General features: G+C 56.7%; 19 protein-coding genes. 7 read left to right on the top strand and 12 right to left on the bottom strand.

Annotation, left to right across the window (positions count from 1 at the left end; all coding sequences use genetic code 11):
* Nucleotides 1–38: 38 nt before the first annotated feature.
* The 3 genes from ABRP64_RS00945 to ABRP64_RS00935 all read right to left on the bottom strand — a co-directional run bounded on the left by ABRP64_RS00945 (nucleotide 39) and on the right by ABRP64_RS00935 (nucleotide 2,937).
* The gene (locus tag ABRP64_RS00945) at nucleotides 39–1,142 is read right to left on the bottom strand and encodes a glycosyltransferase family 4 protein (protein ID WP_284769497.1); all 1,104 of its coding nucleotides are present in this window, start codon (nucleotides 1,140–1,142) and stop codon (nucleotides 39–41) included.
* Nucleotides 1,143–2,186 carry a C40 family peptidase gene (locus ABRP64_RS00940; RefSeq protein WP_284784549.1) on the bottom strand — a complete coding sequence of 348 codons (1,044 nt, stop codon included), beginning with the start codon at nucleotides 2,184–2,186 and terminating at the stop codon, nucleotides 1,143–1,145.
* Nucleotides 2,187–2,307: 121 nt separating this feature from the next.
* Nucleotides 2,308–2,937 (bottom strand): C40 family peptidase, encoded by a 630-nt coding sequence (locus ABRP64_RS00935; protein WP_284851948.1) that lies wholly within the window; start codon nucleotides 2,935–2,937, stop codon nucleotides 2,308–2,310.
* Nucleotides 2,938–4,482: 1,545 nt separating this feature from the next.
* Here ABRP64_RS00935 and ABRP64_RS00930 point away from each other — a divergent pair.
* On the top strand, nucleotides 4,483–5,043 hold the full coding sequence (locus tag ABRP64_RS00930; RefSeq protein ID WP_284782420.1) for a hypothetical protein: 561 nt from the start codon (nucleotides 4,483–4,485) through the stop codon (nucleotides 5,041–5,043).
* Between the two features lie 610 nt (nucleotides 5,044–5,653).
* Here ABRP64_RS00930 and qcrB read toward each other — a convergent pair.
* From qcrB to ctaC, 6 genes are all read right to left on the bottom strand, one after another.
* Entirely contained in the window at nucleotides 5,654–7,276 is a 1,623-nt protein-coding gene (gene qcrB / locus ABRP64_RS00925; protein ID WP_284782419.1) for a cytochrome bc1 complex cytochrome b subunit, read from the bottom strand.
* Complete coding sequence (gene qcrA, locus ABRP64_RS00920; RefSeq protein WP_284852533.1) at nucleotides 7,276–8,496, bottom strand: cytochrome bc1 complex Rieske iron-sulfur subunit; 1,221 nt, start codon at nucleotides 8,494–8,496, stop codon at nucleotides 7,276–7,278. The genes qcrB and qcrA overlap by 1 nt, the downstream gene beginning before the upstream one ends.
* The gene (gene qcrC, locus ABRP64_RS00915) at nucleotides 8,493–9,380 is read right to left on the bottom strand and encodes a cytochrome bc1 complex diheme cytochrome c subunit (protein ID WP_284769491.1); all 888 of its coding nucleotides are present in this window, start codon (nucleotides 9,378–9,380) and stop codon (nucleotides 8,493–8,495) included. Before qcrC ends, qcrA begins: the two co-directional genes overlap by 4 nt.
* 56 nt (nucleotides 9,381–9,436) lie before the next feature.
* A complete protein-coding gene (gene ctaE / locus ABRP64_RS00910) occupies nucleotides 9,437–10,048 on the bottom strand; it encodes an aa3-type cytochrome oxidase subunit III (RefSeq protein ID WP_369707792.1) in 612 nt (203 codons plus the stop codon).
* A 540-nt stretch (nucleotides 10,049–10,588) separates the two neighbouring features.
* Nucleotides 10,589–11,020, bottom strand: a complete 432-nt coding sequence (ctaF, locus tag ABRP64_RS00905) for an aa3-type cytochrome oxidase subunit IV (protein ID WP_349865103.1) — start codon at nucleotides 11,018–11,020, stop codon at nucleotides 10,589–10,591.
* Between the two features lie 19 nt (nucleotides 11,021–11,039).
* On the bottom strand, nucleotides 11,040–12,113 hold the full coding sequence (gene ctaC, locus ABRP64_RS00900) for an aa3-type cytochrome oxidase subunit II (protein ID WP_284782417.1): 1,074 nt from the start codon (nucleotides 12,111–12,113) through the stop codon (nucleotides 11,040–11,042).
* Between the two features lie 388 nt (nucleotides 12,114–12,501).
* Between ctaC and asnB the strand changes: the two genes are divergently transcribed.
* Nucleotides 12,502–14,424 (top strand): asparagine synthase (glutamine-hydrolyzing), encoded by a 1,923-nt coding sequence (gene asnB, locus ABRP64_RS00895; RefSeq protein WP_284795970.1) that lies wholly within the window; start codon nucleotides 12,502–12,504, stop codon nucleotides 14,422–14,424.
* Between the two features lie 92 nt (nucleotides 14,425–14,516).
* Here asnB and ABRP64_RS00890 read toward each other — a convergent pair whose 3' ends face one another.
* Nucleotides 14,517–14,861 (bottom strand): HesB/IscA family protein, encoded by a 345-nt coding sequence (locus ABRP64_RS00890; protein ID WP_005283948.1) that lies wholly within the window; start codon nucleotides 14,859–14,861, stop codon nucleotides 14,517–14,519.
* Between the two features lie 142 nt (nucleotides 14,862–15,003).
* Here ABRP64_RS00890 and ABRP64_RS00885 point away from each other — a divergent pair, with 142 nt between their 5' ends.
* Both ABRP64_RS00885 and ABRP64_RS00880 read left to right on the top strand, forming a co-directional pair.
* Nucleotides 15,004–15,684, top strand: coding sequence for a DUF3043 domain-containing protein (locus tag ABRP64_RS00885; RefSeq protein WP_284769487.1), 681 nt, complete (start codon nucleotides 15,004–15,006; stop codon nucleotides 15,682–15,684).
* A 12-nt stretch (nucleotides 15,685–15,696) separates the two neighbouring features.
* Nucleotides 15,697–16,473 carry a nicotinate-nucleotide--dimethylbenzimidazole phosphoribosyltransferase gene (locus tag ABRP64_RS00880; RefSeq protein WP_284782414.1) on the top strand — a complete coding sequence of 259 codons (777 nt, stop codon included), beginning with the start codon at nucleotides 15,697–15,699 and terminating at the stop codon, nucleotides 16,471–16,473.
* 45 nt (nucleotides 16,474–16,518) lie between these two features.
* Here the strand turns inward: ABRP64_RS00880 and ABRP64_RS00875 are convergent, their stop codons facing one another.
* Nucleotides 16,519–17,613, bottom strand: a complete 1,095-nt coding sequence (locus ABRP64_RS00875) for a branched-chain amino acid aminotransferase (RefSeq protein ID WP_349865101.1) — start codon at nucleotides 17,611–17,613, stop codon at nucleotides 16,519–16,521.
* A 105-nt stretch (nucleotides 17,614–17,718) separates the two neighbouring features.
* Here ABRP64_RS00875 and ABRP64_RS00870 point away from each other — a divergent pair, with 105 nt between their 5' ends.
* Entirely contained in the window at nucleotides 17,719–19,215 is a 1,497-nt protein-coding gene (locus ABRP64_RS00870) for a leucyl aminopeptidase (protein WP_349865099.1), read from the top strand.
* Between the two features lie 38 nt (nucleotides 19,216–19,253).
* Nucleotides 19,254–19,790, top strand: coding sequence for an isochorismatase family protein (locus ABRP64_RS00865; protein ID WP_284784561.1), 537 nt, complete (start codon nucleotides 19,254–19,256; stop codon nucleotides 19,788–19,790).
* Nucleotides 19,791–19,795: 5 nt separating this feature from the next.
* Here ABRP64_RS00865 and ABRP64_RS00860 read toward each other — a convergent pair whose 3' ends face one another.
* Nucleotides 19,796–20,206, bottom strand: coding sequence for an oxidoreductase (locus tag ABRP64_RS00860; protein WP_284769482.1), 411 nt, complete (start codon nucleotides 20,204–20,206; stop codon nucleotides 19,796–19,798).
* A 125-nt stretch (nucleotides 20,207–20,331) separates the two neighbouring features.
* On the opposite strand from ABRP64_RS00860, the gene ABRP64_RS00855 reads away from it, so the two are divergent.
* Nucleotides 20,332–20,837 (top strand): biotin/lipoyl-containing protein (locus tag ABRP64_RS00855; RefSeq protein ID WP_349865097.1); only part of this gene is annotated, 506 nt, incomplete at its 3' end.

Here is a 20,837-nt window from a genome sequence, read left to right as displayed (position 1 = left end):
GGATATCAGAATATACCGACAACCGGGCCAGGGTCACATCAAGCCATAAGCTTTCTCAGCCGCTGCCCCATAATCTCCCAGCTCCAGTGCTTTTCGACGTGCCTGCGTCCCGCCTGCCCCATACGAGTACGCATTTCCGGCGAGCGCAAGAGCGCCTTCAAGGCAGCCACAAGCTCATCAACAGATGTGCCCTTGACGACGATCCCCGTCTCCTCCGAAATAGTCTCCGGCGCTCCCCCAGAATCACCAGCGACGACCGGGACCCCGCAGGCCTGTGCCTCTAGGTAAACAATGCCCAAGCCTTCTACGTCCAAGCCTCCGCCGCGAGTGCGCGCCGGCATGGCAAAAATATCCGCGGCATGAAGTGCAGTTTCGATGCTGGGAGCCGGCTGAATCACCGCATCGGGGCAATAAAGCTCCGCCAATTCTCGCAACGCATCGTGATAACGCCCGCGCCCAATCAGCATCAACTGAGCATCCGGGAATTCTTCTCTGACCTGCGGCATCGCCCGCAATAATTGGTCTTGCCCCTTGCGCGGGACTAAACGGGAAATACAGACGATGGTAGGTCCGGTCACTCCGAACTCCGCCTTCGCGGCCGCGCGCTGGGCAGGGGTTGCGGGAGAAAGCAAATCTAGGCTGACTCCAGAGGGCAGGTGAGCCCACTCTGGGTGCGGGCCAAAAGGCCCGCGCAGGCGCCGCAGAGTGTAATCCGAGATATATGTAATGACGTCGGCGTTATTGCCAATCAACCGCAGGCATTGCCGGGCCAGTGGAACCATAGACCAGCCCACCTCGTGGCCATGCGTCGTTGCCACCACGCGGCGTGCCCCTGCCTGCCGCGCAGCCTTGCCCATCAGCGCCAACGGTGCTGCCGCACCAAACCACACGACGTCAATGCCTTCCTGCCGGATGATCTCCTGCATGCGGCGCGTGGTTGCGAGGGTGGGCAGCATCACGCGATGTGGCCACCGAATGACTTTGTAGGCAACCGAGGCGTCATAGTCCTCAGGTGGCTCTTGGGTTGAAGCGAATACTACGACATCGTCTGGGTCAAGCGCTTCAAGGTAGTCCCGCAGGTAGGACTGGATTCCTCCGACTTTGGGAGGAAAGTCATTCGTTACCAGCAGTATGCGGGCCACTTAGAATCGTGCAGTCCCCGAAATAGGCATCGAGTTGAGCGGCACGACCTGAACCGGCACGCCATAGGTTGAGGCGTGTACTACCTGGCCGTTGCCAATGTACATTCCGACATGGGTAACTCCTGGGTAGTAGCCCACGATATCGCCAGGCTGCAGCTGATCAACCGGCACGGAGGTGCCACCTGCAATTTGTGCTTGCGAGGTACGCGGAATGGTCTTCCCAATTTGCTGGTATGCCCAGTACATCAGACCAGAGCAGTCGAACTGGTTCGGGCCGGCAGAACCCCAGCCATAGGGCGAACCCAGCTTGGACAGAGCCGCAGAGCTAGCGCCATCAGCGATCTCTCCCAGGTCGAAATCCAGTTTATCCGTGCCGCCGAATTGTCCTTCCCAAGCTTCGCGCTGTTCATCGCTCAGCGCATCCACCTGAGCTTCGATGTCCGCCTGCTGCTCTTCCAGCGCATCCTTTTGCTTCACCAGCTCATCGCGCTGCTTTTCGAGGTCCTTCTTTTCCTCGCGCACCTTTTTCGCAGCGTCAGCGGCTTCTTGCTGAACCGCTTCAGCCATTGAGACGGCATTTGCCTTTGCATCGAGGGTGCGTTGTGCCTTGCGGGAAAGCGCACCCAAATATCCCATGCGTTCTACGGCGTCTGTTGGGTCTTCTGCAGCCAGAGCGCCCGAAACGGCGGAACGGGAGTCTCCCCGGTAGCGGGACTGTGCCAAATCGTCCACGCGGCCTTGCTGCGTAGAGACATCGCCCTGCGCGTCATGTACGCGTTTTTGGGCCTCTGCGGAGACTTGCTCCGCTTGAGCGACCTCTTCTTCCTTGGCCGCGAGCCTATCTTCTAGCTCTTTGACTTCCTCATTCTTCGCCGAGACCTTACGAGCGACCTCTCCGACGCGATCCACCAGATCATCGACGTTTTCAGAAGTAGATTCTTGGTTCGGTTCCGCCTCCTGCGCGATAACTTGCGGGAGGCCAGTAAGAGAAGTGACAGCGAGGACTGCGGTTAATGCAGCAGCTGGGAGCACACGTTTAGACACGAGAAGACCTTCAACTCAAAATTTTCAAAAATCGATTTTACTATAGCGGGTTTTAGCCGCCGTTGCACAACAAAACCCTTCCCTTTTTCGCAAAGGGAAGGGCATGTCATTTCACTGCGAATTAGAAGCGCACAGCGTTGTTAATCGGCATGTAGTTCAAGTCGCGCTCCTGCACAGGGGTGCCGGAGTTAAGCGCGTCAATGATGGTGCCGTTGCCGGTGTAGATACCGACGTGGGAAGCGCCACCGTAGTAGGAAATGATGTCACCAGGCTGGAGCTGGTCCAGGGAAACAGGGGTACCGCCAGCGGCCTGAGCCTGGGAGGTACGCGGAATCTGAACGCCAGCCTGGGAGTAGGCCCAGCTGGTCAAGCCGGAGCAGTCGAAAGCGTTTGGGCCAGCAGCGCCGTAAACGTACGGCGAGCCGAGGACGGAGCGTGCAGCTTCCAGAGCCTTCTGACCAACGGTGGACGGTGCCGGAGCAGCCTGCTGCTCTGCAGCAGCGACGAAGCTGTCGCCACCCTGGTTGGAAACCTGGCCCAAGGACGGGACATACTTGTCAATGTTTGGGACCTGGTCAATGTTCGGGACGTTTTCCAGACCGGCAACCTCGAAACGGTAGTCGGTATTAGGAACAACGACCTCGGCAGCCTGAGCAACGCCTGGGGCGGCGACAGCTGCGGTTGCAGCGATGGCTGCAGTAGATGCGATACGACGGGTATTTACAGTGCCCTGACGACGGTGCTTTGCCACGAGAAAAACTCCAAATCTTCCTACGCGTCTACTTTTCCTTGTAGAAAAGCTCTGACCCTAGGGCCTAGTGTTCATTGGAGGACCGTTCCTTTAGGCCTTCCTCCACTCGGCCCCTCAGTAGGAGGAGCCAGATGCGACGCTTTAAATTTTCATTTCCTATTGAGCACCTTTTCGGGCGGTAACTCAATGTCTCAAATAGGTTACGAAATCATCACAATCAATGTCCATTCACGATCCCGGATCCGGCTTCGTTACACGTTCGTTATCTTATTTTGACCAAGCCGAGACAAACACGCCATAACGAACATCCAATAAAGCTATTACTGAATTTTACTGGCCATACACTGCAGAAATAGCCGAAAGTCACGCACTCCGCAACCGGCAATCCACTCCTCGAACCCCAAATAAAGAGTGCCAAAAAAGTTATATGTGAGGTTCCTCACACGTCTTTTGGTTCGGCCCCTTCCGTGTCAACAGACTAATTCTTTAACAGACCCTAGCCATTCAAAAAATATTTAACCGCTGTCGATTTGGGGTAGTTGGTACCGTGAGTCCGCGTAGTTGGTACCAGGGTTACGCTTACCTGGTACTGCAAGGGTTTTTCTTTCATAGTTGATGTTGGCGACACCACGATTCGTTGGTGTCGCATCAACTTCTACTTGGAAAGAAGCTCATTGTTGTGGCTAACTTCAAACAGATTCTTACGATATGCCTTGACGGTGCTAGCTATACGCAGATCGCACATACATTGGGGCGGGGCCTAACCCCGACGTGTCTATTTTCCGGGGGTCAGGCCCTCAGTCGTAAGCCGTCTCAACAACGGCCACCGAATCCACATAGGAGACTTTGACATGCGCAAAGCCACATCCCCAATAGGACCGGACAAATAGAGCAAAAAGCCGGGCCGACTCATTCGGGCCGCCCCGGTACCAACTACCCAGAACACGGCAGTACCGAGTCCCCAGAACACCGGTACCCAAAACTCGCATCTGACAACCGCAATCCGCAACTGGCTAACATTACTTGGAATATGTGGATCCCAAACTGAGCTCCAGGCCCCTTCTCGCTATACAAGACCAGTTGCTGCTCGTCTATGCCCGCCCCTTCAACGCGCAACATCGGAACAACCCCTATATGCCGTAGGTCCGGCGACAAAGTTGCTTTCCTTGGCTTGTGTAGAAAATTCGCCCTCTGTGCCGCGTGGGTCTGCCTACTATGCCCGGAAATTCTGCAGCTTTTTCATCCATCAAAACGAACCATCCAGCGTCAATACCAGCACCAGCCCCCGTCACCCCCGTATGCGCTTGCAACAAACTCGACGGTCACTCCAGTCGCGTTGGTGGCACTTACGCGACGACTGCTATGACTACACGCTGCCTCAATTCTTCGGTTGCACCACTGCATTCGTCACCATAAACGGCGCATCAAATATCCCACAGTGCAGAGGTGCCTACAGGCTCAATTTGTTAGGCTGAAAATTGGCTGTCCTGATACTGAATTTCAGCTGAAATTTCAAATACACCGTGCTGCCGTGACCGGAGAGCCATGGCTCGATACACCGTTTACTTTAAAGAATTGGAGAAGAAAATGCGTAGAACGCTTACCTTAGGAAGCGTCTTACTGGCCACTTCGCTAGCAATCACTGGCTGCGGCTCCTCTGGAGGGCCAGAAAAGGCTCTTAAGAATGCCGCTGACGAGCAAATGGAAGTTCACACAAACCTGTTGGAAGCTGCTCAGCAACACCAATCTGGCGACAGCAAAAAGGCCGAAGAATCGGCACACGAGTGGGTAGATCAAGCTAATGAATTCCAGACAGATTATCTCTGCAAAGAGCAGCGAAACCCAGTATCCCCAGATGAAGTTGTTGCGACAGTCCAAAGCTTGAATCCCTCAGATGTCCCAAGTGAAGAGGAACTCGAGGAGCTAAAGGACAAGAAGGACGATGCGCTCAAAGATCTAGAAGAGTCTGATTCCTCGTCAGATGATGAAGCTTATGTAACTTCAGATAACGAAGATTTTGCAAACTATTTCAATACCAGCGAAATCGAGTTGAAGAAGGAAGATGGAGACTGGAAAGTTTGCGACAGTTCTTTCCAGCTCTTTTAAACAGAACTTCGAAAAATCAATTGTTGCTCGTTGCCTTCTCATCGAGCAATATTTGGACTAAGACATTGAAATAGTCCGTTGATCGTTGAGAGTTATTTTCTTCGCTCCCCTAACGAGGTAAAAAGGCCCCCTTCGTATGGGATATAGGCCGACACTACATCCCTACAATCGTATCGGACTAAGGCGCCAATCTCGCTGACACTTTTGAATACTGCCTGACGACTCTAGTTTCGCCAGGCAGTTCTTTCGTTTGGTGTCGAGAGCATCGACTATGCGCGTTGGACCCGAATTACCCTGCCTTTATGCAAAGGCCTACTAGGGATGAGCTCGGTAGCCCTTTTACAAGCGCTGACACTACTTCTATTCTCGCGATAGAGATCCAGTAGCCTACGAACTACTCGTCGTTTCCTAAGACATCATTGCGCGAGGTTACCTTTTCCAAGCCACATGCACTAGACCTTTAAAAAAGTGTTTGCGGTAGAGAATTTAGACAGTAGAACCGCCCGCAGCTATCAATAAGTTCGAAAACAAACAAGCCCGCTGTTCGCCTCAAATTAGGCGAACAGCGGGCTTATCTAGTGAGCGTGTATCGAGCTAACCCAAGGAGAGGCTAGATGCGGCCGTTTTCCTCGTCATCACGACGGTTGGCCTCGTTGAGGCGGCGGAACATTTCCGCTTCCTCCTCGTGGTTCTCCTCGTGAATCTCGTGAACGCGACGCATGAGTTCCGGATCATCCGGGCTGAAGGTGCCCTGGATTTCGGAATCAGCGTAACCAAGGTGGTTAAGTTGCTTCGGCACCTGAGCGCCTGCGTACTCAAGCGGTACTGCGTGGCCGTGCTCGTCAACGGGGCCAAGCGGCTGGTGGACCTCAATGAAGGCACCATTAGGCAGCTGCTTGATAACACCGGTAGCGATACCGTGCTCGAGCACCTCCCGGTCAGAACGCTGGAGACCAACACAAATGCGGTAGGTCATGAAGTAGGCAATCGGCGGCAAGATAATCAGGCCGATACGGCCCACCCAAGTCATCGCATTCAGCGAAATCTGGAAGAAGTGCGCGACGTGGTCGTTACCACCGGACAAGGTGACCAGCAAGAAGAATACGATTGCTGCTGCACCAATTGCGGAGCGGGTAGGAACGTCACGCGGACGCTGCAGAAGGTTGTGGTGTGCATCGTCACCAGTGAACTTCTTCTCCAAGAACGGGTAGGTGATAAGCAATACGACCATCAGGCCACACAACAGGGCTACCCAGAACGCAGAAGGAATCGTGTAGTTGCCCAAGTACAGCTCCCAAGCTGGCATGACACGAGCCACACCGTCTGTCCAGAGCATGTAGATATCGGGCTGGGAACCTGCAGAAACCTGGGAGGGGTTGTACGGACCAAGCAACCAGATGGCGTTGATGGTCAGCACACCGGACATAAGAGCCAGCACACCAGCAACCATCATGCCCATACCAATGGCCTTAGTTGCGAAGACCGGCATAATGCGGACACCGACGACGTTGTTCTCTGCACGACCCGGTCCAGGGAACTGGGTGTGCTTCTGGAACCAAACCATGATCAAGTGGGCTGCGATAAGGCCCAGGATGATGCCTGGGATGACCAAAACGTGGAGGATGTAGAAGCGGTCCAGCATCAAGTCGGACGGGAAGTCGCCGTTGAAGATGGCCCAGTGCAGCCAGGTACCGATAATCGGCAGACCCAGAATGATGGCGGACATAATGCGCAGACCAACACCGGAAAGCAGGTCATCCGGCAGGGAGTAACCGAGGAAGCCCTCGATCATGCCCAGCAGGATAAGGGTGCAACCAATAATCCAGTTGGCTTCGCGCGGGCGGCGGAAAGCACCGGTGAAGAAGATGCGCAGCATGTGCGCAACCATCGACATCATGAACAGTAGTGCTGCCCAGTGGTGCATCTGGCGGACAAAGAGGCCGCCGCGTACCTCGAAGGAAATATCAAGGGCCGTTGCGTAGGCGCGCGACATCTCAACACCGTTAAGCGGTGCGTAGGTGCCGTCATAGATGACCTTCGTAATAGAAGGGTCAAAGAAAAGCGCCAGGTATGTACCGGTTAGTAGAAGAATGATGAAGCTATACAGCGCCATCTCACCGAGCATGAAGGACCAGTGGGTCGGAAAGACCTTGTTCAGCTGCGTCCTTAGCACGCCGGCGGCGCTGTAGCGCTCGTCCATGTTGTTGCCCATTTGGGCGAGTTTATTGCTCATTATGACTTACGCTCCCAGAATGCCGGACCGACAGGCTCAATGAAGTTGCCCTCTGCAACAAGGTAGCCCTCATCGTCCACCGTGATAGGCAGCTGTGGCAAAGCACGAGCAGCCGGGCCGAAGACCGGCTTACCGTAGTGCAATGCGTCGAACTGCGACTGGTGGCAGGGGCACAGGATTCGGTTGGTTTGTGCCTCGTACAACGAAGTTGGGCAACCAATGTGAGTACAAATCTTGGAGTAGGCGTAGTAATCGCCGTGGTGGAAGTCTTCCTGTCCCTCACGCTCGATTGCCTTCTGCGCATCGGAGTGGCGCAGACGAATCAACATCACCGCATTGCGGTTGCCGTGGATGGAGTGCATGTGGTTTTCGTATACGTCGCGCTTAGCGTCGTATTGATCACCGTCGTTAACGTCTTCTTCCGCAAGCGGGAAGACGGTCTCCATGCCGCCGGCGGCCAAGTCCTCTGGGCGAACGCGCACGAGGCGGGTAACGCCTTCGGTGGTGTAGTGCTCGCCGGACTCACCGGAGTGCTTCTCAGCAATGGTACCGGTATCACGCGCGAGGTAAAGCTTGACGCCCTCCTCGTGCAACGTCCAACCGGAGGTCCACAGCGTGCCGTCACCGGCGTAGTTCAGCTCGTGACGTACCTTCCATGGGTTGCGGATTGCGCCAGCGAGCGGTGCGATAACCGTCAAGCCGAAGAGCACACCGGCTCCACCGAGAAGACCCTGGATAGTCTTGCGGCGACCGAGCGTGGAGGTCTTCCACGAGTCGTTCAAGAGAGCGGTAAGAGTACGACGGTCAACTTCTTCCGAAGGACCATCGTGGCGACGCTGCACTGAAATCTCTTCCGGCAGAATCTTCTTGACGTACTGCACGATGGCAAAGCCGAGTCCAAAAATGGAAAGTGCGGCGGTAATACCAAGCAGCGGGGTGTAGAGAGTGTGCCATACAAGGCCGTCCTCCCCTAGCTGCTTGTACTGCCAAGGCCAGAAGAGGTAAACACCCAAGAAGCCCAAGCCGCCGATAACGGAGATTGCCAGCCAAATGGCGACGTTGCGCCCCGCGCGCTTTTCTGCGGGGTCACCTTCAACCGGGAAGCGCTCCTTACGGAACGCTACGGTCACATCATCGAGCTCGGTACCAAGTGCAGCAAGTTCATCATTGCTCATCTTATCGAGCTCTGCGTCAGTGTAATTCTTTTTCACATTGCTCATGAGCGCGATCCAATCCACATAGCAGCGGCGCACAGGGCGCTGATACCAATAATCCACATTGCCAGGCCTTCAGCCACTGGGCCGAGACCGCCAAGGTCCCAACCGGCTGGAGACGGAGTCTCTTCTGCAGACTTCAAGTAGGCGATGATGTCCTTCTTTTCGTCTGCAGTCAGCTGGCGGTCAGAGAACTTTGGCATGTTCTGCGGACCGGTCAACATTGCCTGGTAGATCTCCTGCTCGTTAGCAGGCGCGAGCTCAGGAGCGTATTTACCGGAGGAAAGTGCGCCACCCTGGCCGGTGAAGTTGTGGCAAGATGCACAGTTCATGCGGAACAGCTCGGAACCCTTAGCAACGTCTTCGGCCTGAATCTGGCCGTTGTAGTTAGCGCCACGAAGGGATTCCTGAGCGATGCTTCCATCGTCGTTGTAGACGATGTCCGCGCCGCCACCGTTAGCTGCAACATAAGCGGCCAGCGCCAAGGTCTGCTGCTCGGTGTAACGCGGAGCCTTGCGCTCTGCCTGAGCGTCGTTGGACATCATCGGCATACGGCCGGAGTGAACCTGGAAGTACACCGAGCCGGCACCGATACCTACGAGAGAGGGGCCACGGTCTTCGATGCCCTGCAGATTGGCACCGTGGCAAGTGATACAAGCGGTGTCATAGATGTCCTTACCCTCTTGAACGAGGGCTTGGTCATCTTTTTCCGCCGTAGCGACCTGAGCGTCAGGCGTCAAGGCAGAGGCCAAGACGCCAGCGCCGGTCAAACCGATGGCCAAAGCGAAACCACCTGCGAGGGTGCGCTTCGCCTTGCGGCGACGGCGGGTCTTCTTAGCCGTGGCAGTGGTCTGCTCCACTGCCTCGGACTGCGAATTGTTATCCATCATTTTCCTTTAGATAACTCGAACACGGGAGGACTGTTTTGGGGAGAGGTTCGCCGACACTACTGAATCAAGTAGATAACGGTGAACACACCGATCCACACAACGTCAACGAAGTGCCAGTAGTAGGACACTGCCATGGCGGCAGTAGCCTGTGCCGGCGTGAATTTAGATTTAGCGATACGCGCCAGAATGATTGCAAAGGAAATCAAACCGGCGGTTACGTGCGCAGCGTGGAAGCCGGTGATGATGTAGAACACCGAACCAAAGACGCTGGACTGTACCGTCACGCCTGCGTGAATCAACTCAGCCCACTCAAACGCCATGATGCCTAGGAAGACAACACCCAATACCAGCGTGATGGTGTACCAGAGTCGAAGCTTGTAAACGTCACCCCTTTCTGCGGCAAACACGCCGAACTGCGAGGTCACGGAGGAAGAAATCAACACTGCAGTAATGAGAAAGCCCATTGGCAGGTTGATATGGGCAGTGTGCTCTGCCCAATCGCCTTCCTGGCCGTTCGCTCGCGAGGTGAACCACATCGCGAACAGTCCGGCAAAGAACATCAATTCCTGAGACAGGAACACGATGGTGCCCACGCTGACCATATTGGGTCGGTTCAGCGAGGCAACACGTGGTGCTGTCATACCTTGGTTAGAAACTACGCTCGTCACAGTGGTAATTATGGCTGTTCTAGACTCTAAAGTCACTTCAATTCCCCCCGCTTCCGCCATTCGGTTTTCACCAAATTGCCAGCTACCGATAAGGAATGTCTTGTGGCCTACCAAGATTAATTACCTGGGAACTTTTTGTATTCTTTTCCGACGAGACATCAACGCAGGTGACACACTTAAACTTCATCTATAGCCACGATCGCTACCTTTTTGTCTGCTCGAATCACGACAATCCATCCTTCATCCGCAACCGATTTGGACAAGTTTCTTAGAGAGATAAATCACACGGCGGTTTCCGGGGAAAATTGCCCGTTTGCAACTTTCGGATGACCCCCGCAGAAATAGGGGTTTACGTGCTAGGATGCCCCTTTGCTGCCCACTTATAACCTGGGCGCATCCGCTCTCCCCCTCCCCTAAAAAAGTTCTGGATTCTCGGGAACTTTCCTATTTTGTTTACGACGAGGATCGCCAAAGCCCTCCCCACCGTGGTGTGGTGAGGAGGGCTGAGAAGTTTAGGCAGTGGTTGCGACTAGATATGTACTAGTGCTTTTCCTTAGACAGGCCATACTGCAGGGACAGGCCGGCACAGGCTGCAATCAAGCAGACAGCGCCCAAGGCGATGAGCCAGTAGTACAGGAAGATGACGCCAAGGCCCAAGAATCCGATGGAACCTGCCATAGCCAGTGGCCAGATGGAGCTCGGGGAGAAGAAACCCAAGATACCAGCGGAGTCTTCGGTCTCTGCTTCTTCCCAGTCTTCCGGCAGAACGTCGCTGCGGTTATCGGTGAAGTGAAGGTAGCCACCCAGCATAAGGCAGAGCATGACGGAGAGGAACATGCCTACGATGCCAACCCACTCGGCACCGTAGAGGTAACCATCATCCTTCACGAGGGTGACGCCAAAGATATAAACAATCAGCGAGACGAAAAGGTAAGTCGCGATTGAGTAAAAGACTTTCGATGTTGCACGCATTGTGTAATGTCCTTATCTCTTATGCCGCGGTCTTGACGTAGTTGTCACCATCGGCCGTGTCACGCTCGCCGGAGAACGGGTGGGTGGTAACTGCGTACGGATCCTGGCCAATTTCCTTCAACGCCTCAGCGTTGGTGGCATTCGGGTTCTTCTCGCGGAAGTCCATGTAGGCATTGAAGTCCTCTGGGGAGACAACGCGAATCTCAAAGTTCATCATGGAGTGGTAGGTACCGCACATCTCGGCACAACGGCCAACAAAGGCGCCTTGCTTATCAATCGACTCGACCTGGAAGCTGCGCTCCTGAGCGTTAGATTCAGGGTGTGCATAGACGTCGCGCTTGAACAAGAACTCCGGAACCCAGAATGCGTGAGAAACGTCAGCGGAAGCCAAACGGAATTCGATTGCGGTATCGGAAGGAAGAACCAGAACCGGAACCTCCTCGGTGGAACCTACGGTCTCAATCTTGTTGTAGTTGAGGTAGGAAAGGTCGCCCTTGGACTTACCGTGAATTGGGTTGGGGTTATCCACGCCTTCAGGGTCATGGGCGGTCTTTTCCGCTTCGGCCTGGCGCGCTTCGTCCGCACCGTTATAGTTCTCACCATTGACGCGGTTCTCGGCGTAGCCGAACTTCCAATTCCACTGGAATGCAGTGACGTCGACAACCACCTTTGGATCCTTATCCAATGCGGTGACCTTTTGCTGGGTCTGCACCGTGAAGAAGAACAAGGCCATGATGATCAGGATTGGAACGATGGTCAATACCATTTCCAATGGCACGTTGTACTGCGTCTGGCGCGGGAATTCACCCTTGCCATCGCGTTTGGCCTTCTTCGCGCTCCAGCGGAAGATTGCAGTAAGGAAGAGGCCCCACATGACGAAGCCGACAATCCAAGCTGCAACCCAGACCCAGATCCAGAAGTTGTACATTGCCTCAGCCTCAGGGGTCACACCCTTTGGCCAACCGAATCCCAGGAGGTTCTCTACAGCAGTTGGCGCCTGAACGTCACAACCAGCCAGGGCGAGACCGCCTAGGGCAAGTGCGCCAGCTACGCCCGCCTTACGGGCGAAGGTGCGCTTATTACGCTGTCCCACGTGTGTTCTGCCTTTCTGTCCACACAAACTTCTCGAATACTCACAGAGCACCCTTACCCAATCAGAATAATGGATAAATGCTTGGTTCCCAGCCTTTTTGAAGCTTAAAAGGAGACCCAGGGCGCTCAATTTATATCCACGTTCCAGTAGGTTACCGCCCCACCTGCACAATGTTCCAACCGTACCCCCGGTCTGCACCTTTGCCATGTGCCTTAACTCACAGGGAACAATTCCGGCCATCATCCGAAAGTTCGCACCCTTACGGGGAAGCTGAATTTAAGCTTTTCCGCAGCTTCTTCCAAGCCGTGGCGCTTTCTGGTTTCCACCCCATGCACCGTAGAGTAGGACACCGAGCACTAGTCGCTTAATTAAAAGGAGCTATCTTTACATGTGCGGACTTCTTGGCATGCTCGCGGCCACCGGAAACGTGGACAAATATGTCGACGCGCTCGAGCGGTCGCTTCCTTGCATGCACCACCGCGGACCGGATGCAGCCGGTACTTGGCATGATGGCGACGCCGCCTTCGGCTTTAACCGCCTGTCCATTATCGACTTGGAACATTCCCACCAGCCCCTGCGCTGGGGTCCCGAAGATGAACCAGAGCGGTATGCCCTTACCTTTAACGGCGAGATCTACAACTACGTTGAGCTCCGCGAAGAACTCAAGGCCTTGGGCTATACCTTCTATACGGAAGGTGATGGCGAACCCATTGCGGTGGGCTATCACCACTGGGGCAAGGACGTCGTCGAGCACCTGCGCGGCATGTTTGGCATCGTTATTTGGGATACCAAGACCAAGACCATGTTTGCCGCGCGCGACCAGTTCGGCATCAAGCCGCTTTACTATGCCACCACGGACGCCGGCACCGTCTTTGCCTCCGAGATGAAGTGCATCCTGGAGATGGCCGAGGACATTGGTCTAGAACTCAACCTTGACCGTCGTGCTATTGAGCACTATGTCGACCTGCAATACGTCCCGGAACCGGAATCCCTGCACGCCAATATCCGCCGGGTGGAATCCGGCTGCACTGTGACCCTGAAGCCGGGCGAGGAGGTCGTCTCCGAGCGCTACTTTAAGCCGCGTTTCCCGGTCCAGCAGGTACCAGAAGGAAAAGAACAGCAGCTCTTTGACCGCATTGCAGAAGCGTTGGAGGATTCCGTCGCCAAGCACATGCGTGCCGATGTCACCGTTGGCTCTTTCCTCTCTGGCGGCATCGACTCCACCGCCATCGCTGCCTTGGCCAAACGCCACAACCCGGATCTGCTGACCTTTACTACAGGCTTCGAGCGCGAAGGCTATTCCGAGGTGGACGTGGCCGCGGAATCGGCGGCCGCCATCGGCGTGGAGCACATCGTCAAGATCGTCTCGCCGGAAGAATACGCCGAGTCGATTCCTAAGATCATGTGGTACCTGGATAACCCGGTGGCCGATCCTTCCCTCGTGCCGCTGTACTTCGTGGCCCAAGAGGCCCGCAAGCACGTCAAGGTGGTCTTGTCCGGTGAGGGCGCCGATGAGCTCTTCGGTGGCTACACCATCTATAAGGAGCCGCTGTCGCTCGCCCCATTTGAGAAGATCCCCTCTCCCCTGCGCCAGGGACTGGGCAAGCTTTCCCGCGTGCTGCCAGAAGGTATGAAGGGCAAGTCCCTGCTCAACCGCGGTTCCATGACCATGGAGGAGCGCTACTACGGCAATGCGCGGTCCTTTAACTTTGAGCAGATGCAGCGCGTTATCCCATGGGCCAAGCGCGAGTGGGATCACCGCGAGGTCACTGCGCCCATCTATGCGCAGTCGGAAGACTTTGACCCGGTAGCCCGCATGCAGCACCTTGACCTATTTACCTGGATGCGCGGTGACATCCTGGTCAAGGCCGATAAGATCAATATGGCCAACTCCTTGGAGCTGCGCGTGCCATTCCTGGATAAAGAAGTATTCAAGGTCGCAGAATCCATTCCGCACGATCTGAAGATTTCCCACGGCACCACCAAGTACGCGCTGCGCAAGGCCATGGAACAGATCGTTCCCGCGCACGTCCTCAACCGCAAGAAGCTGGGCTTTCCCGTACCCATGCGCCACTGGCTGGCCGGCGACGAGCTCTACGGCTGGGCACAGGACACCATCAACGATTCCCAGACGGAGGACATCTTCAATAAGAAGGAAGTTCTGGAGATGCTCAAGGAGCACCGCGATGGCGTCTCCGATCACTCCCGCCGCCTGTGGACCGTGCTGTCCTTTATGATCTGGCACGGCATCTTTGTGGAAAAGCGCATCGACCCGCAGATCGAGCAGCGCGACTACCCAGTCAAGCTTTAGGCCGCATTGGGTAAAGCTCTACACCGAGCCATAAAGACATAAAAATAGGGTGAGTGCCGCGAAGCACTCACCCTCTTTCTTTATCCTTCGGTTTAGTTGAAGGAGTCGCCACACGCGCAGGAGCCGGTAGCGTTCGGGTTATCAATGGTAAATCCCTGGGACTCGATGGTGTCAGCGAAGTCGATCTTGGCACCGGTAAGGTACGGCACGGACATCTTGTCCACGACGAGCTTGATGCCACCTACCTCGTCGACCTTGTCACCATCGAGGCTGCGGTCGTCGAAGTAGAGCTGGTAGCGCAGGCCAGCGCAGCCGCCGGGCTGCACTGCGATGCGCAGGGAGAGATCGTCGCGGCCTTCCTGATCAAGCAGGCCCTTTGCCTTTGCGGCTGCGGCCTCGGTCAGAATGACGCCGGTTTCGGAAACTGGAGCGGTCATCACTTCTCCTCAAATGTGTCTTGGTTGCGTAGCCACTACCCTACCCGCATCTACGAGGAGGGAAAAGGTAGCCCATAGTAATAACAACGCCGTGGGCGGGCCTATTCCCCTCTCGGGAGCGAAACCTTGTAGTCTGATCAGCGTGAAACTTCCGTGGCAAAAAGATGACAAGACCTCCCCTGAACCTGCTCCCGTGCAGGAAGAAGTTCAGGAAGAAACCCACCGCAAGGGGTATACCCCTCCGAAGGGTCGTCCCACGCCAAAGCGCCAGGAACAAGAAATCGCGCGCGGCGTGAAGCGCGATCCACATGGGGTATCCGATGCGCAGCGCTACAAGCGCCGCAAGGAACTCAAAAAGTCCATGAGCAAGGACGAGTGGAAAGAATATAAAAAGCAGGAGCGCAAGGAACGCAACCAACGCAACCGCGAAAGCCAAGAGCGCATGGCTGAAGGCGATCCACGCTTCCTCCCTGCCCGCGATCAGGGCGAAGAGCGCGCCTACGTGCGCGATTGGATCGACGCCCGCCGCACGCTTTCGGAATGGGTCATGCCGATGGCGCTTGCCCTTATCGTCGTGGTCTTCGTGACCTATGCCGCCCCCAGCATCGCCGACCTCATCAATGCGATTGCCATGGTGGTCATCCTCATCTTCGCCATCGACGGCATCTGGCTGGGCCGCCGTGCTAATAATGCTGTGCGCAAGAAGTTCCCCGGTACCACCGCCACCGGCTTTGGCCTGGGATTCTACGCATTTTCCCGCGCCAGCCAGCCCCGCAAGTGGCGCATTCCTCGCCCGCGCGTAGAGCGCGGTGCCGACGTTTAAGGAAGCACGCTCATGGCTGATTCCCCGCAGCTTTACCCCTACGGTCGGCTAAGCGGTGCCGCACAGTGGCTAGCCGCCTGCCAGGATCGCTCCCCCGCTTCCGAGCCACATCGGGTGCGGGCCATCATCTTCGCCGAGGACGGTGACGGGATCCCACAGGCCACGGAGACCGCCGCTCGGCGGGTCGGGGCCAGCATTAAATCCGTCACGGTGACGGATTGCTCCACCGCCTATGACCTAGGCGTGCAGGCAGCGGATGCAGAGATTGATGGCGGTGCGGATCTATTGATTCCTGGCGGCATCGACAGCACGCAGGCTGCCGCGGCCGTCATGGGGGTCATGGCGCAGGAGGAGCCGGTGGTGGTCGTCGGCAAGCAGCCAAGCGTCGAGGCTTGGAAGGCCGAGGTTGCGGCCATTCGCGATGCCATGTTTCGGATGCGCGACCTGACTGGGCGGGAGCTCATCAAGGCCTGCGGCTCCCCCGTATTGGCCGCGCTGGTCGGCTTTATCTCCCAGGCGGCGCGGCGGCGCACACCCTTGCTTGTCGATGCCCCCTTGACCTCCACCGCCGCCGTATGCGCCGCTGCAGACACGCGGATCCACGACTGGATCCTTGCCACCAATATCGCGCCGCAGCCGGCTCACCGGTTGGCCTTAAAAAAGCTGCGGCTGGAGCCCCTGCTCGAGCTGCCGATGGAACCGGTACCGGCGCTCGGCGCCTTGGCTGCCCTACCCCTTTTATTACTGGGCGTAGAAATCACCGCGGACGCGACGCAGGCAGAGGCCTAACTGCGCGCCGCAGGTCCGCCTCGCGCCGCGTTACACCGCGGCGCGCTAGACCAGAGTGTGCAACCAGCCGTGGGCATCCTCCACGGCGCCGCGCTGGATACTGGTCAGGCGCTCGCGCAAGGCCATGGAGACCTCGCCTGCCTCGTTATTGTTGACGCTGAAATCGGTGTCCTCACCAAGCACGCGTCCCACCGGCGTGATGACGGCGGCGGTACCGCAGGCAAAGGCCTCGGTCATCTCACCCGATTCCACATCGCGCTGCCATTCTTCGGCAGTGATGCGCCGCTCGGTTACCTTGTACCCCATGTCTTCGGCGACCTGCAGCAGGGACTGGCGGGTAATGCCGGGCAAAAGGGAGCCGGACAGCGCCGGGGTGACGATCTCGGCGTCGTCGCCGGTGCCGTAGACGAACATGAGGTTCATCCCACCCATTTCCTCGATATAACGGCGTTCGATGGCATCCAGCCACACCACCTGGTCACAGCCCTTTTCTTCGGCCTGGGCCTGCGCCAATAAGGAGCCAGCGTAATTGCCGGCGAATTTCGCGGCACCAGTTCCGCCCGGCGCGGAGCGGACAAAGTCGGTAGATAACCACACCGAAACCGGCTTGATGCCGCCGCTAAAATACGCACCGGCGGGCGAGGCCAAGAGGATGAAGCGATAAGCATTGGCCGGGTGCACGCCCAGCGATACCTCGGTCGAAATCATAAAGGGGCGCAGGTAGAGCGATGCTTCCCCGCCTGCCTCTGGGACCCAGCTCTTATCGATGTCCACCAGCTGGCGCAGCGCCTCGATGAACTCTTCTTGCGGTAGCTCGGGCATCGCCAAGCGCTGGGCCGAATTAATAAAGCGTTGCGCGTTTTGGTCGGGGCGGAAGGTAACGATGGAGTCATCGGGCTGGCGGTAGGCCTTGATGCCCTCGAATACGGCCTGGCCGTAGTGGAAGACGTTGCTCGCCGGGTCCATCGTGAGTGGGCCGTAGGGGCGGACTTGCGCGTCGTGCCAGCCCTTTTCCGCGGTCCAATCGATGGTGACCATGTGGTCCGTAAAGTGCTGGCCAAAGCCGGGATTGGCCAGGATTTTATCTAAATCTGCTGCCGCCGTTGGTTGATTCGTACGGGTGATCGTGTAATCAAGCATGCCCACAATCTACTCCTTTTATCTATAGCCGGGTAGGAATATGTTCACTCTAGCGCGGTATCATGGGCAGAAGCTTCATTAGCACCAATTAAAAAGGAGGACTTTATGTCTCAGCACACTGGACCCGCACGTGGGGAATTTCCGGAACTTAAGCTAGAAAAGAAGGCCCCGAAGAACGCGCAGGCCCTACTCATCGCCGCATTTAAGGGCGAGGAGGGCATTGAGCTTCCGGGCACCTCGCTACTCAAGCCGGCCGCGCTGCGCGAAGCATACGAGTCCCTTATCGCCGTGGGGGCAACCGGCAAGGCCAACGAGGTCACCCGCATCCCTGCGCCTAAGAAGGCAGAGGTCGATTCCATCATCGCCGTCGGCCTTGGCGATGCCGAAGACCTCGATGCAGAAACCTTGCGCCGCGCCGCCGGCAGCGCCGCACGCTCGATTTCCAAGGTGGAAGAGATGGCCACCTCCTTGGGCGATTTTGGCATCGCACCCACAGTAGAAGGCCTTACCTTGGGAGGTTACAAGTTCAAGGGTCTACGCTCTAAGTCCGGCAAGGATTCCGAGCAGCCAGCCGCCTTTACCGTGGTGGCAGAAAAGTCCGCGCGCAAGGAGTTCGAGGCAGCGAAGATCACCGCGGAGTCCGTGGTGATTGCCCGCGATCTGGTCAACACCCCGTCGAACCTGCTGTACCCAGAGTCTTATGCAGACTTCCTTTCCGCCCAGGCTAAAGAAGTTGGCCTCGAGGTAGAAATCCTGGATGAAAAGGCGCTGCAGAAGCAGGGATTTGGCGGAATTACCGCCGTTGGCCGCGGTTCTGCTCGCCCGCCGCGTTTGGTGCGCCTGAGCTGGAGCCCCAAGAAGGCAAAGAAACACGTGGCGCTCGTGGGCAAGGGCATCACCTTCGATACCGGCGGCATTTCCTTGAAGCCAGGCTCTGGCATGTGGGACATGATTTCCGATATGGGCGGTTCCGCAGCCATGGCCGCCTCCATCATCGCCGCGGCAAAGCTCAACTTGGCCGTGAAGATCACCGCTACCCTGCCGCTGGCGGAAAACATGCCTGGCGATAATGCCACCCGCCCGGGCGATGTCATCACCCACTACGGCGGCATTACCTCTGAGGTTCTCAACACAGATGCAGAGGGCCGGTTGGTGCTTGCCGATGCCATCGCGCGCGCCAGCGAGGATAACCCCGATTTCCTCATCGAAACCGCCACGCTAACCGGCGCCCAGATGGTCGCCTTGGGCGGGCGCACCGCCGGCGTCATGGGCTCGGAGGACTTCCGCGACCGCATGGCTGGCATCGGCCGCGAGGTAGGCGAAAATGCGTGGGCCATGCCGCTCTTGGAAGAGCACGATGAATCCGTGAAATCCGCCAGCGCCGATATCCGCAATATCAACGCCAAGCGCGAAGGCGGCATGGAATACGCCGGTACTTACCTGAAGCACTTCGTGGGCGAGGGCATCGAATGGGCACATATCGATGTCGCGGGGCCTTCCTTCAATACCACCGGCGCCTATGGATATACGCCAAAGATGGGTACGGGCGTTCCTACTCGCACCGTCATCGCTGCTTTGCGTGAGATTGCTGAATCAAAGTAATACCCCGCGCCGCCGACTGGGCATAAAATAGCGGAGTTATGAATACTGCTTTAATCATCGTTGATGTCCAACACGATTTTTGCCCAGGCGGCGCGCTCGGCACCGATCGCGGCAACGAGGTTGCAGAGAAGATCTCTTCTTTGCAGACCGAGTATGACACCGTCGTTGCCACACAGGACTGGCACATAGATCCGGGTTCCCACTTTGCGGAGAACCCGGATTTTGTCGATTCTTGGCCGGTGCACTGCGTTGCTGATTCCTATGGGGCCCAAATGCACGAGGCGATCGGGCCTGCGCAAGCATATTTCCGCAAGGGTGAATACACCGCCGCGTACTCCGGCTTTGAGGGTGAAGCGGACGGCGTATTGCTGGCGGATTGGCTGCGCGAGCACGCTATCGATGCGGTAGACATCGTCGGCATTGCCACGGATCATTGCGTGCAGGCAACCGCGGCGGATGCCCTAAAGGAAGGCTTTTCCGTCCGTGTCCTGAACGAGTACTGCTCCCCTGTTGATCCAGACCGCGGTGATGCCGCCTTAGCAAAGCTAGGAAAAGCCGGCGCCACCATCGTCTAGGCCTATTAACTTAAGTCTTGCCCCGAATCAGGGTTCTCGCCGCGCTCAAAACGGGCGCGGCGAAGGCGCTGTTCTTCCCTCTTGCGCAAGATACGTTGGCGTTCCATACGCTCGCGCATGCGTTGGGGGTACCCGGTTTCTTCGACATCAAAAACGTCGCACTGCAATAGTTTTCCTACCGCGTCAATCCCCTTCGGCCCGCCGATGCGCCGACGGATAAACTCACCTTTTTCATCCACGACGACCACAGACATTTCATTGACCACGGTCTCAGGCTCGATAAATGCCTCGACAAACGCCTTATCAGCCGCCCACAATTTGAGCTCTTGTTCATCTTCTGGGCGAATAGTTTCTCCCGGACCGCGGGGCGGTCGCAGTGGCGATCGGGACTTATTGCGGCGGAAGAGGTTGAACATAACCCACTAGTTTACCCGCATGGAGGGTATTACTAACCCCACTACTGCACGATGACGGGCATCACGCTGTAAGATTGTGCGGTAGCGATAGAATACTTCCAACTTTTCGAGGAGTCTTAAAACTCATGGCGAACTCCGTTGAGATGCCCGAGCTGGGCGAGTCCGTAACCGAAGGCACCATTACCCAGTGGCTTAAGTCCGTCGGCGACACCGTCGAGGTGGACGAGCCTTTGCTCGAGGTCTCCACCGACAAGGTCGACACCGAAATCCCTTCCCCCGTTGCCGGCACCATTCTAGAAATCAAGGCCGAAGAAGACGACACCATCGAGGTCGGCGAGGTGATCGCCGTCATCGGTGATGAAGACGAGGCTGACTCCTCTTCCTCCTCCGATGATTCTGACGACTCCGACGACGACAAGTCTGAGGACAAGGAAGAATCCACGTCCGAGGATAAGAAGGAAGACAAGGACGAGAAGAAGTCTGGCTCTAGCTCCAAGGCTTCTGGCGAGGCCACCGATGTGGAGATGCCAGAACTCGGCGAATCCGTCACCGAGGGCACCATTACCCAGTGGCTTAAGTCCGTCGGCGACACCGTCGAGGTGGACGAGCCTTTGCTCGAGGTCTCCACCGA

Origin of the sequence: Corynebacterium sp. KPL4015, from assembly GCF_040225725.1 — a bacterium.
GTDB classification, from domain to species: Bacteria; Actinomycetota; Actinomycetes; order Mycobacteriales; family Mycobacteriaceae; genus Corynebacterium; species Corynebacterium rhinophilum.
The sequence above is the reverse complement of the archived record's forward strand: the minus strand, read 5'-3'. Positions and strand labels throughout refer to the sequence as shown.